10 protein-coding genes are annotated in these 16,268 nt (G+C 52.6%); 5 read left to right on the top strand and 5 right to left on the bottom strand.

Going from position 1 to position 16,268, the window contains the following annotated elements; all coding sequences use genetic code 11:
• Window positions 1-160 precede the first annotated feature (160 nt).
• A complete protein-coding gene (locus GN107_RS00765; RefSeq protein ID WP_371863469.1) occupies window positions 161-1,378 on the bottom strand; it encodes an argininosuccinate synthase in 1,218 nt (405 codons plus the stop codon).
• A 232-nt stretch (window positions 1,379-1,610) separates the two neighbouring features.
• Here GN107_RS00765 and argF point away from each other — a divergent pair, with 232 nt between their 5' ends.
• The 3 genes from argF (at window position 1,611) to carB (ending at window position 7,088) form a co-directional block, all read left to right on the top strand.
• Complete coding sequence (argF, locus tag GN107_RS00760) at window positions 1,611-2,636, top strand: ornithine carbamoyltransferase (protein WP_155286133.1); 1,026 nt, start codon at window positions 1,611-1,613, stop codon at window positions 2,634-2,636.
• Window positions 2,637-2,866: 230 nt separating this feature from the next.
• A complete protein-coding gene (locus GN107_RS00755; protein ID WP_155286134.1) occupies window positions 2,867-3,949 on the top strand; it encodes a carbamoyl phosphate synthase small subunit in 1,083 nt (360 codons plus the stop codon).
• Window positions 3,942-7,088 (top strand): carbamoyl-phosphate synthase large subunit, encoded by a 3,147-nt coding sequence (gene carB / locus GN107_RS00750; protein ID WP_155286286.1) that lies wholly within the window; start codon window positions 3,942-3,944, stop codon window positions 7,086-7,088. The genes GN107_RS00755 and carB overlap by 8 nt, the downstream gene beginning before the upstream one ends.
• A 686-nt stretch (window positions 7,089-7,774) precedes the next feature.
• On the opposite strand, the gene GN107_RS00745 is transcribed toward carB, so the two are convergent.
• The 4 genes from GN107_RS00745 to nrdF all read right to left on the bottom strand — a co-directional run bounded on the left by GN107_RS00745 (window position 7,775) and on the right by nrdF (window position 13,238).
• Entirely contained in the window at window positions 7,775-9,586 is a 1,812-nt protein-coding gene (locus GN107_RS00745) for an ATP-binding cassette domain-containing protein (protein WP_155286135.1), read from the bottom strand.
• A complete protein-coding gene (locus GN107_RS00740) occupies window positions 9,567-11,354 on the bottom strand; it encodes an ATP-binding cassette domain-containing protein (protein ID WP_155286136.1) in 1,788 nt (595 codons plus the stop codon). Before GN107_RS00740 ends, GN107_RS00745 begins: the two co-directional genes overlap by 20 nt.
• Window positions 11,355-11,715: 361 nt before the next feature.
• Entirely contained in the window at window positions 11,716-12,213 is a 498-nt protein-coding gene (locus GN107_RS00735; RefSeq protein ID WP_155286137.1) for a class Ib ribonucleoside-diphosphate reductase assembly flavoprotein NrdI, read from the bottom strand.
• On the bottom strand, window positions 12,213-13,238 hold the full coding sequence (nrdF, locus tag GN107_RS00730) for a class 1b ribonucleoside-diphosphate reductase subunit beta (protein WP_155286138.1): 1,026 nt from the start codon (window positions 13,236-13,238) through the stop codon (window positions 12,213-12,215). Before nrdF ends, GN107_RS00735 begins: the two co-directional genes overlap by 1 nt.
• A 338-nt stretch (window positions 13,239-13,576) precedes the next feature.
• Between nrdF and nrdH the strand changes: the two genes are divergently transcribed.
• Both nrdH and nrdE read left to right on the top strand, forming a co-directional pair.
• The gene (nrdH, locus tag GN107_RS00725; RefSeq protein WP_155286139.1) at window positions 13,577-13,804 is read left to right on the top strand and encodes a glutaredoxin-like protein NrdH; all 228 of its coding nucleotides are present in this window, start codon (window positions 13,577-13,579) and stop codon (window positions 13,802-13,804) included.
• A gap of 188 nt (window positions 13,805-13,992) precedes the next feature.
• Window positions 13,993-16,164, top strand: a complete 2,172-nt coding sequence (gene nrdE, locus GN107_RS00720; RefSeq protein ID WP_155286140.1) for a class 1b ribonucleoside-diphosphate reductase subunit alpha — start codon at window positions 13,993-13,995, stop codon at window positions 16,162-16,164.
• The last annotated feature ends 104 nt before the right edge of the window (window positions 16,165-16,268 follow it).

Here is a 16,268-nt window from a genome sequence, read left to right as displayed (position 1 = left end):
ATGCCAGCACTTAGGCATTGTTCCTGGAGTGTGCTAACCGCAAGCTTCTGCGGGCTGCAGCTCGACTACAAATATCCCGAGTTATTCTGCCCAACTCTCTATGTAACAAAACGGGGTGTGGCCCTCGTGCACCACGCCCCGCTTCGCAATCTTGTGGCGATTACTTCTCAGTTTCGGCCGTCTTCGCATTCTTACCGTTCACCTGACTGTAAACAGTCGTTGGCAGGCTCCACAGCTTGATGAAACCGACTGCGGCTTGCTGGTCGAAGGAGTCCGCAGAAGTGTAGGTTGCCAGGTTCTCATCGTAGAGTGAGTTCTCTGACTTCCGGGCTACCGCAACGGCACTGCCCTTGTAGAGCTTGACCTTAACGACCCCGTTAACGACCTTCTGGGATTCATCAATGAAGGCGTTCAGCGCGGTGCACAGTGGGGAGAACCAGAGGCCGTTATAGATCATGTTGGTCAACTGCTCCTCAACGATTGGCTTGAAGTGGGCCAGGTCACGTTCAAAGGTGAGGTCTTCAAGGTCCTTGTGGGCGGTCATGATGACAGCGGCAGCGGGTGCCTCGTAGATTTCCCGGGACTTAATCCCAACGAGCCGGTTTTCAATGTGGTCGATTCGGCCGACACCATTGGCGCCCGCGATTTTGTTGAGTTTCAAAATCAAGGTGTGGAGTGGCAACTCCTCACCGTCAATGGCAACGGGCAGACCCTGCTTGAAGGTCAAATCAACGAAGGTTGCCTCGTCGGGTGCAGCTTCCGGTGCAACCGTGAGCCCATAAGCATCTTCTGGCGCCTGATTCCATGGGTTCTCGAGGATGCCACATTCGTTGGCCCGGCCCCAAAGGTTCTGGTCAATGGAGTATGGCGACTTCAGACCGATTGGCACTGGCACGTTGTGTTCCTTAGCGTATTCAATTTCTTCTTCACGGGACCAGTGGAATTCCCGAATCGGTGCTTCAATGGCCATGTCTGGGTCGAGGGCGTGAATCGCGGCTTCAAACCGCACCTGGTCGTTTCCCTTACCGGTTGAACCGTGCGCAATGGCAACGGCATCGTTCTCATGGGCGATATCAACCAACTTCTTAATAATCAGGGGCCGGGACAATGCGGAAACCAGTGGGTACTCACCCTCGTACATCAAGTTACCTTTAATGACAGGAGCCACATAGTTAGCGGCGAATTCAGCTTGGGCGTCAATGGCGTAGCTGGCAATGGCCCCAATCTTCAGCGCCTTGGCCTTGATGAAGTCGATGTCCTTATCAACTTCACCGACGTTCAAGTTAACGGCAATAACTTCGTAGCCTTTGTCCATGAGCCAGGGAATTGCTACGGATGTGTCCAGGCCGCCTGAGTATGCTAAAACGATTTTTTTCATGAGTGAGTCCTCCGAATGATTTTTGTATTTTATTTTTGAATTATACATTTGCAAGCTTTCTTGCAATTGCTGATGTATGTATAGTAGCACGTGCAATTTGAAAAAAACACCCCTAAATTCAATATTTTTGCAATATTCGGCTTTTTTTGCGCATATATCTTGCATATTGTTGCACAACTAGTATACTGGCATCATACGAATAAATGAATTTAAATTCGAGAGGAGCACCATCATGGACAGCTATTTCCAGGGTAAGTCCCTATTAAAAGAGAAAGACTTCACCGGCAGCGAGTTGTACACACTCATCAAGTTCGCCGAACATCTCAAGTACTTAAAGGAACACAACATTGAACACCACTACTTGGCCGGCAAGAGCATTGCCTTAATGTTCGCCAAAACGTCAACCCGGACCCGCTCCAGCTTCACGGTGGCGGCGACTGACTTGGGTGCCCACCCCGAATTCTTGGGGGCCAACGACATTCAGTTCGGCAAGAAGGAATCATTAGCCGACACCGCCAAAATTTTGGGCTCCATGTTTGATGGCATTGAGTACCGGGGCTACGACCAAGCAATCGTTGAGGGTCTCGCCAAATACTCCGGGGTCCCGGTCTGGAACGGTCTGAGTGATGAGTGGCACCCAACGCAGATGCTGGCAGACTTCATGACCATTGATGAGGTCTTCGGCCACGTCAAAAACATCACGCTTACCTATTTAGGGGACTCCCGGAACAACGTCGCGAATTCCCTACTGGTGACCGGGGCGTTGCTCGGAGCCAACATTCACCTTGTCGGCCCCAAAGAATTGCAGCCGAGTGCTGACATTCAAAAGCTGGCCCAGAGTTACGCGGCCAAGTCTGGGAGCAAGCTCCTCATCACCGACGACCTCGCCGCTGGGGTCAAGGATGCCGACGTGCTCTACACCGACATTTGGGCATCAATGGGTGAGGAGGACAAGTGGGCCGAGCGGATCAAATTGCTGCAGCCGTACCAGCTCAACATGGCCGCGGTCAAGGCGACCGGCAACCCGGACGTCATCGTCATGCACGATTTGCCCGCCTACCACGACCTGAACACCAAGTTGGCCCAAGACATCCACGCCAAGTTCGGGCTGAGCGAACTGGAAATCACCGATGAGGTCTTCAACGCCCCCTTCGCCAAACAGTTCCAAGAAGCGGCCAACCGCATGCACACCATCAAGGCGGTCATGGCGGCCAGCTTGGGTAACGTGTTCATCCCCGCACTGGTGGAACCAAAATAAATTGCAATTAAACGTAGAAAAATAGTGGCTTTCCCCGGTGGCAGCAAGGTGTTAAGTATTGCTGCCATTGGTGTCGAGGAAAAAGTCACTCTGTCAAGTCGAGCTCCGCGAGGCAGAAGCTTGCGGCTAGTACACATTTTACGAAATACCTAAACCCCGGTATTACGTGAAATGTACACTAGTCCTCAGCTTCTAACCACCTCGCTACGCTCTGTCAGGAGTTGTTTGAAATGAAACGTTACCTATTACTAGCAAATGGTTCCGTCTACAGCGGCGAAGCGTTCGGCGGGACGCAGCAGGCCGCCGGAGAACTGGTTTTTAGCACCGGCATGACTGGTTACCAAGAGGCCATCACCGACCCCTCCTACCACGACCAGATCCTGTGCTTTACTTACCCGCTGATCGGCAACTACGGCATTAACGCCGACGACGATGAATCCGGGCGCCTGCAGCCCAGTGCAATTGTCTGCCACGAAATTGCCCGCAGGCCCAGCAACTGGCGCAGCCGAATGAGTATTGCGGCTTGGGCCAGCAAACATAATTTACCAGGCATCAGCGGCGTGGATACCCGCGCCCTCACCAAGGAAATCCGGGACGGCGGCGTCATGCAGGCCCTGCTCGTTGATGAAGTAACGCCAGAGCTGGTCGCGCAGGTCAAGGCGGCCCACTACGGTCAGCAGCAAGTCGCCGCAGTCACGACAGATAAAATCTACAGTTCCGCCCCTCAGAAACTGCGCGTTGCCGTTCTGGATTTTGGCCTCAAGAATTCCATCCTGCGCGAGTTGCAGCAGCGCGGCATGCAGACCATCGTCTTTCCCGCCAGCACTTCCGCCCAGGAAATATTGGCCACGGACGTTGATGGCATCATGCTGTCTAACGGGCCCGGCAACCCGGCCGAACTCACCGCGGTCCTGCCCGTGATCCGCGAACTGGAGGAGCAGCTACCGCTGATGGCGATTTGCCTCGGTCACCAACTGTTCGCGCTCGCTAACGGGGCCAGCACCTATAAGCTGAAGTTCGGGCACCGGGGCTTTAACCACGCCGTTCGCGAACTGAGCACCGGCCGTATCGGCTTCACCAGTCAGAACCACGGTTTTGCCGTCGATGGCGATTCGTTGGCCGGCACCCAGCTGGAAGTCACCCATGAAGAAATCAACGACCACACCGTTGAGGGCCTGCAGCTCAAGGGCCACGCCGCATTTTCCCTGCAGTTCCACCCCGACGCAGCCCCTGGTCCGCACGATTACGTCGACATGTTCGACAAGTTCGTCGCTAATGTCACCAGCCATAAGGAGGCCGTCAGCCATACCTAAACGCACTGATATCAACAAAATTCTCATCATCGGTTCCGGCCCCATCATCATCGGGCAAGCCGCCGAGTTCGACTACTCTGGTTCCCAGGCTGCAATCTCCCTGCGCGAAGAGGGCTACACCGTCGTGCTGGTGAACTCCAACCCGGCGACCATCATGACCGACCAGGAGATGGCCGACAAAGTCTACATCGAACCCCTGACCCTGCAGGCCCTGATTCCCATCCTGCGCAAGGAACGCCCCGACGCAATTTTGCCGACGCTCGGGGGCCAGACCGGCCTCAACATGGCCCGGGAACTGAGTGACTCTGGCATTCTGGACGAACTGGATATTGAACTCTTAGGTACCAAGATGAGTGCCATCAACCAAGCGGAGGACCGCGAAGAGTTCAAGGAACTGATGCAACAGCTGGGCGAACCCGTGCCGCAGTCAACCATCGCGACCACGGTGGCGGAAGCACTCCAGTTTGCGCAACAGATCGGCTACCCCGTCATCGTGCGGCCCGCCTACACCATGGGCGGGACCGGTGGCGGGATTGCGGCTGATGAAGCGGAGCTGAAGACCATTGCAGCTAACGGCCTCGACCTGTCACCTGTTACCCAAGTATTGATTGAACAGAGCATCGCCGGGTACAAGGAAATCGAGTTCGAGGTCATGCGCGACGCCAAGGACGACGCCCTGATCGTCGCCTCAATGGAAAACGTTGACCCCGTGGGCATTCACACTGGGGACTCCGTTGTGGTTGCCCCCATCCAGACCCTCTCCGACAAGGAACTGGAAATGATGCGGGACGCGGCCTTGCGGATCATCCGCGCCCTCAAAATCGAGGGCGGCTGCAACGTGCAAATGGCGCTCGACCCAAACAGCTACAGGTACTACATCATCGAAGTTAACCCCCGCGTCTCCCGGTCTTCAGCCCTCGCAAGTAAGGCGACTGGCTACCCAATTGCCAAGATGGCGGCCAAAATCGCCGTCGGACTCAACCTCGACGAAATTGCCAACCCCGTCACCGGCACCACCCTCGCCGAACTCGAACCAGCCTTAGACTACGTGGTCGTCAAGATTCCGCGCTGGCCGTTCGACAAGTTTAGTGACGCCGACCGGACGCTGGGCACACAAATGAAGGCGACAGGTGAAGTCATGGCTATTGGGCGTAATTTTGAGGAGGCCATGAACAAGGCTGTCCGCTCACTAGAAATTGGGGTCAAGGGCTTCATTGATATGCGTTTCAACGACCAGACAGTCGCCCAGTTGCTCCAGGCAGTCGCCCACCCCACCGATGAGCGCCTGTTCCAGACCTGTGAGTTGCTGCGGCGCGGCGTGGATTTTGACCAAGTCCAGACTGCAACTGGCATTGACGCCTTCTTCCTCGACAAGCTGCTCCACATCACCGAAATCGAAAGCAGCCTGCAGTCCGGGCTGACGGCAGATAAGCTCGCCACGGCTAAGTATTATGGCCTCGCAGATGTCACGATTGCCCAGCTGACCGGTACGGACGAAGCGAGCATCCGCCAGCAGCGGGAAGCACAAGGCGTGCACCCGGTCTACAAAATGGTGGACACGGTTGCTGGCGAATTCGCCAGCCAGACACCTTACTTCTACTCCACTTATGATCACTACACGGAGTCAACGCCGCTCAAAAAGCCGTCCGTGTTGGTGCTGGGCTCTGGCCCCATCCGTATCGGCCAGGGTGTTGAATTTGACTACGCAACCGTCCACGCGGCGGAGAGCATCCGCAAAGCTGGTTACGCGGCCATCATCATTAACTCCAACCCCGAAACGGTCTCCACTGACTTTTCGGTGTCCGACAAACTGTATTTTGAGCCGCTCACCTTCGAGGACGTCATGAACGTCATCGAGCTCGAGCACCCAGTCGGCGTTGTCGTGCAGTTCGGTGGCCAGACCGCCATCAACCTCGCGGCCCCACTCGCCGCGGCGGGGGTCAAAATTCTCGGCACCAAGCTGTCTGACATTGACCGCGCCGAGGACCGGGAAGGCTTCAACGAAGTCATGCAGAGCCTGCAACTACCACAACCAGCCGGCAAAACGGCCATGACCGCTGAAGAGGCGGTCAGTGCGGCCAAGGAGCTCGGCTACCCCGTCCTCATCCGGCCGTCCTACGTGCTCGGCGGGCGGGCGATGGAAATCGTCCGGGACGAGGAGGAGCTCCGCGATTACATTGGTCGCGCCGTGCGGATCTCCAACGACCACCCAGTTCTGATCGACTCCTATCTGGTCGGTCAGGAAGCCGAGGTCGATGTGATTGCTGATGGCACGACCGCGGTCATCCCCGGCATCATGGAACACATCGAACGCGCCGGCGTTCACTCAGGTGACTCGATGGCTGTTTACCCACCGCAGCGCATGAGTCAGAAAGTGCAGGACGAAATTGTTGACGCCGCCCTGAAGTTGGCCGGCGCCCTCAAGACGATTGGCATCATGAACGTGCAGTTTGTCATTCACGATAACAAGGCTTACGTGATCGAAGTCAACCCGCGTGCGTCCCGCACCGTGCCCTTTATCTCCAAAGTCACTGGAGTGCCGATGACCCAACTCGCGACGGCAGTGATGCTCGGCGCCAAACTCAGTGATTCCGGTTACAAAACCGGTCTGGTCGCGCACCACGGCAAGATTCACGTGAAGTCACCGGTCTTCTCCTTCAGCAAGCTGCCGGGCGTTGATTCCCTGCTCGCCCCAGAGATGAAATCGACCGGTGAGGTCATGGGCAGCGCCGCAACTTATGGTGAAGCACTCGCCCGGGCTTTTGCCGGCGCTAAAATGCACGTCCCAAGCAGCGGTTTAGTCGTGATTGCCTTGAACCACCGCGACCACCAGGAGGCGCCAGAACTCATCGCCCACCTGCAAAAGGCTGGCTACAAGCTCTTACTGGACGCTGACACCGCAGAATTCGTGGAGCAACCTGAGCTAGCAGCCAGCAATGAGCAGCTGCAAAAGGCTGTCAAAGATGCGGCCATGGTCATCTCCACCGTCCCGGTTGAAGAAACCGGTGCGGCGGAATTGCGGGCAACTGCCACGGTCCAGAAAGTGACCCTGTTTACCTGTATCGACACCGTCTACGCAATGTTGACGGCACTCGCGGATGCACCCGAAATGATCGGTAAACCAGTTCCTGTTCACTAAAACCAAGGCGGGCGACCAGATTCGTGGCGCCTGGCCGCCCACAATTCGTTTGTGCTCCACAAAATGCCACCTAAAGAACTCACCCACGCGGCAACCCCTTCGTTCGCAGTAGGTGAGTTTTTGTGTATACAGAGCGGAGGCCGGGGCCGTAGCTCGACTCGGCACTGTAGCCTAAAACGATTACCCCACCTAGGTCAACGCGGTACCGGCTGCTCAGAAGTCCTCATGTCATGATCGACCTCGAAACGACCAATCACCAAAATCCCAATATTTGCTCGGGACATATAATAAAATATGCGCAGCGGCACCCGCAAACCCTTGCTGGCACTGGCTTTGCGGAAATCGCTAATATTGGGATAGTTAAACAGTTGAACTAAAAATTGAGCTTATGAAGGCAAATTTTGTAAAAATCAGGTAGATCAGCCTGCTTGTGCATCAAACCACAAGCCATATTTTAGCGACCCCGCATAAACGCCGCCATGACGGGATTTAGGCCATCCCAATGCGCCTTTTTAAAAATATGTCCCGACCATGTTTTGTGCTTTTGCGGTCTCGTGTGTTTTGACTAGCCGCCTAATTATTGCGGCAACTAGCAAAGACATGCGTCTCCGAAATCTCTCATCCCACTCAAAAAAGCGCTGGCTCTACAAGCCGGCGCAATCCTTGAGACAAACGGTCCTCAGTTATTAGGATTCGTACATTTTGCTTTGCTTCTCCCAAAGCTCGCGGAAATAATCCGAGCGTTTCAGTAGTTCATCTTTAGTCCCCCGGTCAACTAGCCGACCATCACGCAACAGCATGATCTCGTCTGCCAAACCGGCGGCACCAACCCGGTGCGTCACAAACAAACTTGGCGCATCAGCCGATAGCTCTTGCAGCTGCGTAAACATGGCTAATTCACGAAGCGGGTCCAAGGCAGACGTCGGCTCATCCAGCACTTGATAAACACCATTTTTATATGCAGAACGGGCCAGTGCAATCTGCTGCTGCTGACCACCACTGGGTTCAAAATTGCTATCGCTGTAGGAACCAATCACAGTTTCCATCCGTGCTGGTAGTGCATTGATCCAATCCTCCATACTCAGACCTTTAGCCACGGCAGTTAGCCTGTCGCTAGTATATTCGGTACTAGCAGCAATATTTTCTGCGATTGGAATGTCAAAGATTTCAAAGTTTTGAAAAGCTGCCTTGAACATCCCCTGGTACTGACGCTGATTCAACTGAGCTAAATCCGTGCCATTAAACAAAATCTTGCCCGTCGTTGGCTTGTACAAGCCCAGCAATAGTTTGACTAAGGTTGACTTACCACTACCATTGGCACCAATGAGTGCCGTTGTCCCCCGCAAACTCAATTTAAACGACAGGTTGGCGATTGCTTCCCTGCCATCCTCATAAACAAAAGAAACGTCTTTAAACTCAATCTCATTCTTATCTTGTAAAGCAGGTTCCTGACCCTCAGCGGTCTCAGCCTTGCTATCCTCGATGTTAGTCCAGACAAAGGCCATCTGATTCTCAAAACGCAGAAACTGCTGCCAAGTACTGACAATCAGACTCACAGCCGCTGTTAACTGTGTGATTGCACCAAAGAAGGTATTCACCTGCCCAATCGCAATAATCCCCATCACAATTTTCAAAAACAAAATTGTAAAGATTAAGAGTGTCGGCACCCACGTCAACAGTCCTGCCGCTAACTGCGTTTGATAGCCATTTGTAATCAAATGCTCGTTTGCGCTACGTTCGTCAGCCCAGGTTTTGTGATAGTGCTGCTGAATGACCGGAGCTAATCCCCATAGTTTAATCGCCTTCAACGAATCGTACTTGGTAATGATTCCCATCAGGAAGTAGTTCATTTTACGTTCCAGCCCCATCAGCACTTTGTAGAGTGCGACATTGGTACGGGTTAATTGCCGATAACCGCGAATATTCAGCAGCGCAAAAACAATTAAAACTGTCAGCACCCCAAGGGTCCACCACGCAACGAAGGGATGGCTAAAGTTTCCCTTGAAAAGCAAAGAAACAACCAAGAGTGCACCAGTCACCGCAGTTAACACGCGTTGACTCAGGGTTAGCAGCTGGTTGCACAGTACTGATACTCCGCCTGAGTAGCGGAAAGACGAGTCGGCCTTCATCATGCCTCCAAAGTAGTCAGCCGATTCCAGTCTCTGAATGCCAACCGTCTGCCAGCCGGAAAACATTTTGATTTTCAACTGCTCATTATCACGGGTAGAACGGATACTAATCGCGCGCTGCATGGCAATAGAAGTTAAGGTCAACACAATAGCACCGGCGTAAGTCCACATAATCGTGGTTATTGCTGAATGCCGTGCCCCTACAGCCACTTCATTTATAATCCGCGAATTGCCAAGAATTAGTTCATAAGCAAGAGTTGCGTTGAGCACACCCGCCAAAACCACCTCAAAAAGAACCAAACTATCCAAGTGGTACAGCCAACGAATCGCTTTTCCAAAGCGCTGGGTATCAGTCTGATCCGGTCGCATGGTCAACACCCCCTTGCGTTAACTGCTTTTGCGCTTGCCACATTTGGGCATAGTACGGACAGCTTTTGAGCAATTCTGCGTGCGTGCCCGCGGCGATAATTGCCCCCGCTCGCATCACGACAATGTGAGCCTTTTGAACAAAACTACCCAGACGGTGCGTCACAATCACAACAGCTTTTCCGGCCAACTGATGCTCAAGAAGATCGTAAAACTGAGCCTCGCGCTCCGCATCCAGTGCAGAGGTTGGCTCATCCAGAATATTCACCTCTGCTTGCCGGTAGATTAACCTTCCAAACAACAGGCTCTGCGCCTGCCCACCAGAAAGTTCAACACCGTCATCAGCCAATTCATTGCCAATCACAGTATCAATTCCATGCGGAAGTGCAGCAACAAAATCTGTCAGCCCCAGTGCAGCGATAACCGCCACCACCCGCTGATCGTCAATTTCATTTCGTGTCTTGCAAGCAATATTCTCTGCAATCGAAAAGTGCAGCAGCAAATCATCTTGAAATTGAACCGCAACCGTCGAATTGAGCTGCTCCCGCGACTGCTCAACTACCGGTGTCCCGTTAAGAAGTACAGTCCCACTCTGCGGTTGATAAAGTCCGGCCATGAGTTTAATCAGAGTTGACTTACCCGCACCATTTTCCCCAACAATCGCCACGCGTTCACCTGGATGGATGGAAAGCGATAGGTCATGAATCAGCTCGGTGCCCCCAACTGCATACCGCACCCCAGAAAGAGCGTAACCGGTAAATGGAACAATTTCATTGACTTCGGTGACCGGATCATAGTGATAAGCCAAAAATTTTGCCAGCGATTGGGCATAAAATTGATTCTTGCCCAGCGCAGTTGCGGCATCACGCACACCACCAATATTTGTGTTCAGCATTTGTACCGCAGAGACAATGAACACCACCATTGTAAGACTGGTGTTCGCATTAGCAATGCTCAGCAATAAGCAAAGTCCAAGTGCCAAAATATTCAGCCCTTGTGCAGCCACATTTATCCACCACTGAACGGTCGTGTACTGCTTCTGCCAACCGACCAAAGAATCTGCCAACCCTTGCAAGTGGAAATGCAGCAGTGGCTGCATGTTAAACACCCGAATATCTGGACCGCTAGTGCGCTTCATCAACGTGCGTTCAAAGTAACTCTGATAACTGGTGAGTGCATTTTGCTCTGGCTTGTGTTGCCCGTACCAACGATTTGCAATCATCTGAATTCCATATTCAAAGACATTACATACGATCAGAACTATTGCTGCACTCATGCTCACGGTGCCGAGCATGAGTAACAGCACTATGGTCTGAACCGCCAGACGAATCAGCAGCAGGAATTGGGTCACGATGGCTCCGATTCCAACGCTTTGGCCATTGTAAATAGCCTCGTACCCTTGATCAATTGCAGTTTTGCCAGCAACCGAATCAATCGCACTCTGTTGCCAGCCAAAAATGTGTTTACTAAACACTGTGATGTAATCAAACCGAAAGCGAAAGACTTGGACCTCAAGCCGGCCCTTTAAATATGTATCCGCTGCTTGGAATCCGTAAACGGCAATGATTAGTACTATCATCAGCACCAATCTATTAACCACCGGAACGCCGCGAGCACGTAGCAATCCCGTGGCAGCAGCTGGAAGTAGGACTAAGCCGACGAATGAACACAACTCAATTACGCAAATTGCTAAGGCAAGGGCTAAGCGAATCGCCCGTGATTTGGAAAAGAACAGGTGAATAATTGAACGGTTCGATTGTTCAATCTTCAAAACTATTACCCTCTATCTTTAGAAACGGTAATCCTCATAAGCAGTAATCCACAACATCTCGCAAATGCCCACAAAAGGTGTCCAAAATAAAGGTTTTAACTAATGCTGCCAACTGGGCGGAAATCTGAAGTCGCTCATGCTCGTTTGTCATTATTATCTTGTGTGCTTTATGTACATTTAATTAAAATACCATAAAAGTATTTTAACTTGCCTACATAATATTCTGCGGCAGATTGGGTGTCAACCATGATATCGAAATCGGTTTCAAGGATAACTGTATCCACTAGCAACACTTGCTGTACAAAAAAATTGCGGCACCCCCTTTGGAGTGCCACAATTTTGCTTTGAATCATATTCCCTACTACGCCGTAATCAATCCGCGCTTAACGCCGCGCTTATCAAAGTCAGCCTGGTACTTGCGCATCGTGGTGTAGATGCGCAGTGCTTCCTCATCGTTCCCACGCAACTCGTACAAGCCGATCAGCGGGCTGTTGTAACGCTTAGCGTAGTGCTTGGCAGTCAGGCCAAACTGGGCGTTGAAATTGCGGTTACCACTGCCGACGATACCGAGCAAGTTGTCAGTGTTGGCATCATCGAGTTCATCGCGAAAATCGAGCGTCAAGATCTCACGGTAGCCAGTACTGATGCCGTTACCGCCATCGAGGTACGTTGGCACCATGATGAAGTAAGGCTGCTCGCAAAAGGCGTCGTCGAACTGCTCATCATATTCCACCGCGTTGATAGCGGGCATGCTGGCGTCCTCCGCTTGCTTCTTAGCCGCAATGGCAGTCAGGCGCTGGGCAAAAGCGCGGGTGTTACCGGAGATGCTCACGTAGAGCACATTGATTGCTGCTGCCATTACTTGTCACCGTCCTTACCGTCATCGTTAGCTTCAGGGTCGTCGTTGATGCCGATCTCGTAATCGTCATCCTGCATCGCTTCAACTTGACCCAAGAGGTAACCATTACCGACCTGGGAGAAGAAGTCGTGGTTGGACGTAGTGGTGTTGATCCCGTTCATGATGATTGGGTTAACGTCGCTAGCAGTGGTCGGAAACAAACCTTCCTTACCCAAGTTCATGAGGGCCTTGTTCGCATTGTACTCAACAAAGGTCATGACCTCGCTGGTCCAACCAACTTGGTCGTAGCACAAACCAGCATACTTTTGCTCGTTGGCATAAAGCTTGTAGAGCAAGTCGTAAGCCCAGTCGTCCTGCTTTTGCTTCTCGGCATCACTGAGCTGATTGTACTTGACCTGGTACTTGTAGCCAATGTAAGTACCGTGGACGGATTCGTCGCGAAGAATCAGCTTGATGATTTCGGCGACGTTAACCAGCTTGTTGTTACCCAAGTAATAAAGCGGCGTGTAGAAGCCGGAGTAGAACAGGCAGGTTTCCAGGAAGACGTTGGCGACCTTCTTGTGCAGTGGGTCCGGATCGTTGCGGTAGATGTCCACGATCCAGCGGGCCTTGTTTTGCAGGAAGTCCTCTGTGTCGGACCAGTTGAAGATCTCATCGATTTCAGTCTGCGTATTCAATGTAGAGAAAATTGTCGAGTAAGACTTGGCGTGCACGGATTCCATGAACTGAATGTTGTTGAGCACGGCCTTTTCGTGGGGCGTCAGAGCACCGGTTGTAAGGGCGCGCATGCCGTCTTGACTCTGCACGGTGTCGAGCAGGGTCAAACCGCCGAAGACGTGGCCGACGACCCACTGGTGATCATCGTCAAGTTCCCGCCAGTCATTCGTGTCGTTAGAAACGGGAATTCGGGTGTCGAGCCAGAACTGCTCGGTCAACTTTTCCCAGGTTGCCTTATCGATCTCGTCGCTAACCCGATCCCAATTAATTGCCTTATAATTGCCGATTTGTGCCAGTTTATCAGTCATTGCCACATTCCCCTTTTGTTTGTCGCACACAAAATAACAATGTTCGGGTTTACGCGGCGCGTACCCCCTTGGAAACGGTCTCCGCCGTTCCCCCACATGTAGTGTCCGTGTCCAAACTGTAACACGTTAATTTTATGGCTTCAAGCTGCAAAAATCCGGTATATTCCTAAGCCAAAATGCATAAATCCTGGCAGGCCGCGCCAAACTGATTGCATAAGCAAAAATGGCTTAATTAACAATATATGGACATGAGCAGATTATTAGCACACCATATATTGACGTTGTCGTCAAACCACGGTATTATGTGGTCATCAGATCAAACAAAGAAGGTTTTGGACATGAAGAACATCACACTATTCACAAAAAATGGTTGCCCGCAGTGCCGGATGACGCGTAATTACCTCAGCACCCACAACATCCCCTTCACCGAACACAATATAAATAACGAACCGGGTGCCATTGATTACCTTAAAGCACAGGGTTTCAAGGCGGTCCCAGTTGTTGAAGCAGACGGCTTACCAGCATTCTCTGGCTTCCGTCCGGATGCGCTCGCTAAGTTGGGCTAGTTTATTTACTAACGTCAATTTAGGGTAACAGCAATTTCTGGCAGGGCCAGACCGAATTGGGCACGGATCTCCGCGTGGAGGTTCATGTCCAATTTCCTTTATTAGGACCTGTGAACGTCGCTGTACCTATATATGAAGACGAGCTTTTGGTTTGCAGCACGCATTTTGAACACATGGAGGCACACACAATGGCACTTAAAGATATCGATCCCGGGCAAGTTAGCTATTTCAAGCTCAACAATGAAATCAACATCCCCGTCAACGGCCAGATCCCGCTCGAGAAGGACAAGGAGGCCCTCGCCGCCTTTTTCAAGGAAAACGTTGAGCCCAATACCAAGCGCTTCGGCAGCCTGAAGGAACGGCTCGATTACCTGGTTGATAACAACTACTACGAACGGGATTTCCTCGATAAATACAGTGACGCCTTCAAGCAGCAACTCAGCGATTACCTGGACGCCCAAGACTTCCACTTCCAGTCCTTCATGGCGGCGTACAAGTTCTACGCCCAGTACGCGCTGAAGACCAATGACAACAACTACTACCTCGAAGGATTCAAGGAACGCGTCTTCGCCAACGCCCTGTTCTTCGCGGACGGCAACGAGGACCTCGCCCAAAACTTAGCCGACGAGATGATTCACCAGCGTTACCAGCCGGCCACCCCATCATTCCTGAATGCTGGGCGCGCCCGCCGCGGGGAACTGGTTTCCTGTTTCCTGCTCCAGGTCATGGACGACATGAACAGCATCGGCCGGGCCATCAACTCCGCGCTGGAGCTGTCCCGGATCGGTGGTGGTGTCGGTCTCTCCCTGTCGAACCTGCGTGAAGGTGGTGCCCCAATCAAGGGCATCGAAAACGCGGCTAGTGGCGTTTTGCCCGTCATGAAGTTGCTTGAAGACTCCTTCTCCTACTCCAACCAGCTGGGCCAGCGCCAAGGTGCCGGTGTGGTGTACCTGAACGTTTTCCACCCCGACATCATCGCCTTCCTTGGTGCAAAGAAGGAAAACGCCGACGAAAAGTACCGGCTGAAGACGCTGAGCCTCGGTGTCATCGTGCCTGACAAGTACTACGAACTGGTCCGCGACAACGCCGACATGTACCTCTTCTCGCCATACAGCGTGGAGCGTGAGTACGGCAAGCCGTTTTCCTACATCGATATCACCAAGGAATACGACAACCTGGTTGCCAACCCGCGGATTCGCAAGACCAAGATCCGCGCCCGGATGCTCGAAACTGAAATCAGCAAGCTGCAGCAAGAGTCCGGCTACCCCTACATCATGAACGTGGACACGGCCAACAACGCATCTCCGATTCACGGCAAAATCATCATGAGTAACCTCTGCTCCGAAATCATGCAGGTGCAAGAACCTTCAGAAATTAACAACAAGCAGGAGTACACCAAGCTCGGCACTGACGTCTCCTGCAACCTGGGTTCAACCAACATTCCGAACCTGATGAAGAGCCCGAACTTCGGCGCCAGTGTTGAAGCCATGGTCCGCGCCTTGACCTACGTCACCGACCACAGCGATATTGACGTCGTGCCATCCGTCCAGCATGGTAACCACCTTGCCCACTCAATCGGCCTTGGCGCGATGGGTCTGCACACCTATTTTGCCAAGCACCACATGGAATACGGCAGTCCGGAATCAATCGACTTCACCAACATTTACTTCCTGCTGCTTAACTACTACTCACTGAAGGCATCCAACAAAATTGCTAAGGAACGCAATGAGACCTTCCACAATTTTGACAAGAGCAAGTACGCCGATGGAACTTACTTCGACAAGTACGTCAAGCAGGACTGGGCACCCAAGTATCCAGAAGTTGCTGAGCAATTTGCTGGGATTCACATCCCGACCCGCGCCGACTGGGAACAGCTGCGCGCTGACGTGATGAAGGATGGCCTCTACCACCAGAACCGGATGGCGGTTGCACCAAACGGCTCCATCAGTTACATCAACGACACCTCATCATCACTGCACCCAATCGTTAACCGCATCGAGGACCGGCAGGAAAAGACCATCGGCACGATTTACTACCCTGCTAGTGGTTTGGCTAACGACACCCTCCCTTACTACAAGAGTGCTTACGACACCGACATGCGCAAGGTGATCGATGTCTACGCAACTGCCCAGCAGCACGTCGACCAGGGCATGTCCATGACCCTGTTCATGCGCAGCACCATCCCCGAAGGCCTCTACCCATGGAAGAAGGGTCGCACCGACAAAATGACCACTCGCGACCTGAACATTCTGCGTAACTACGCCCACGCAAAGGGCATCAAGTCCATCTACTACATCCGGACCTACACCGATAACGATGACGAGATTGGTGCTAATGCGTGTGAGAGCTGCTCGATCTAAAACAGAGCGGAGGCCCGCGCTTAGAAGCTGAGGACTAACGTACTTCTGGAAGAATGCCTGGTCTTTAGGCATTATTTCAGAAGTGTGTTAGCCGCAAGCTTCTG

The sequence above is a fragment of the Lacticaseibacillus zhaodongensis genome (assembly GCF_009687905.1).
Classification (GTDB): domain Bacteria; phylum Bacillota; class Bacilli; order Lactobacillales; family Lactobacillaceae; genus Lacticaseibacillus; species Lacticaseibacillus zhaodongensis.
This window is presented reverse-complemented; position numbering and strand designations above follow the sequence as displayed.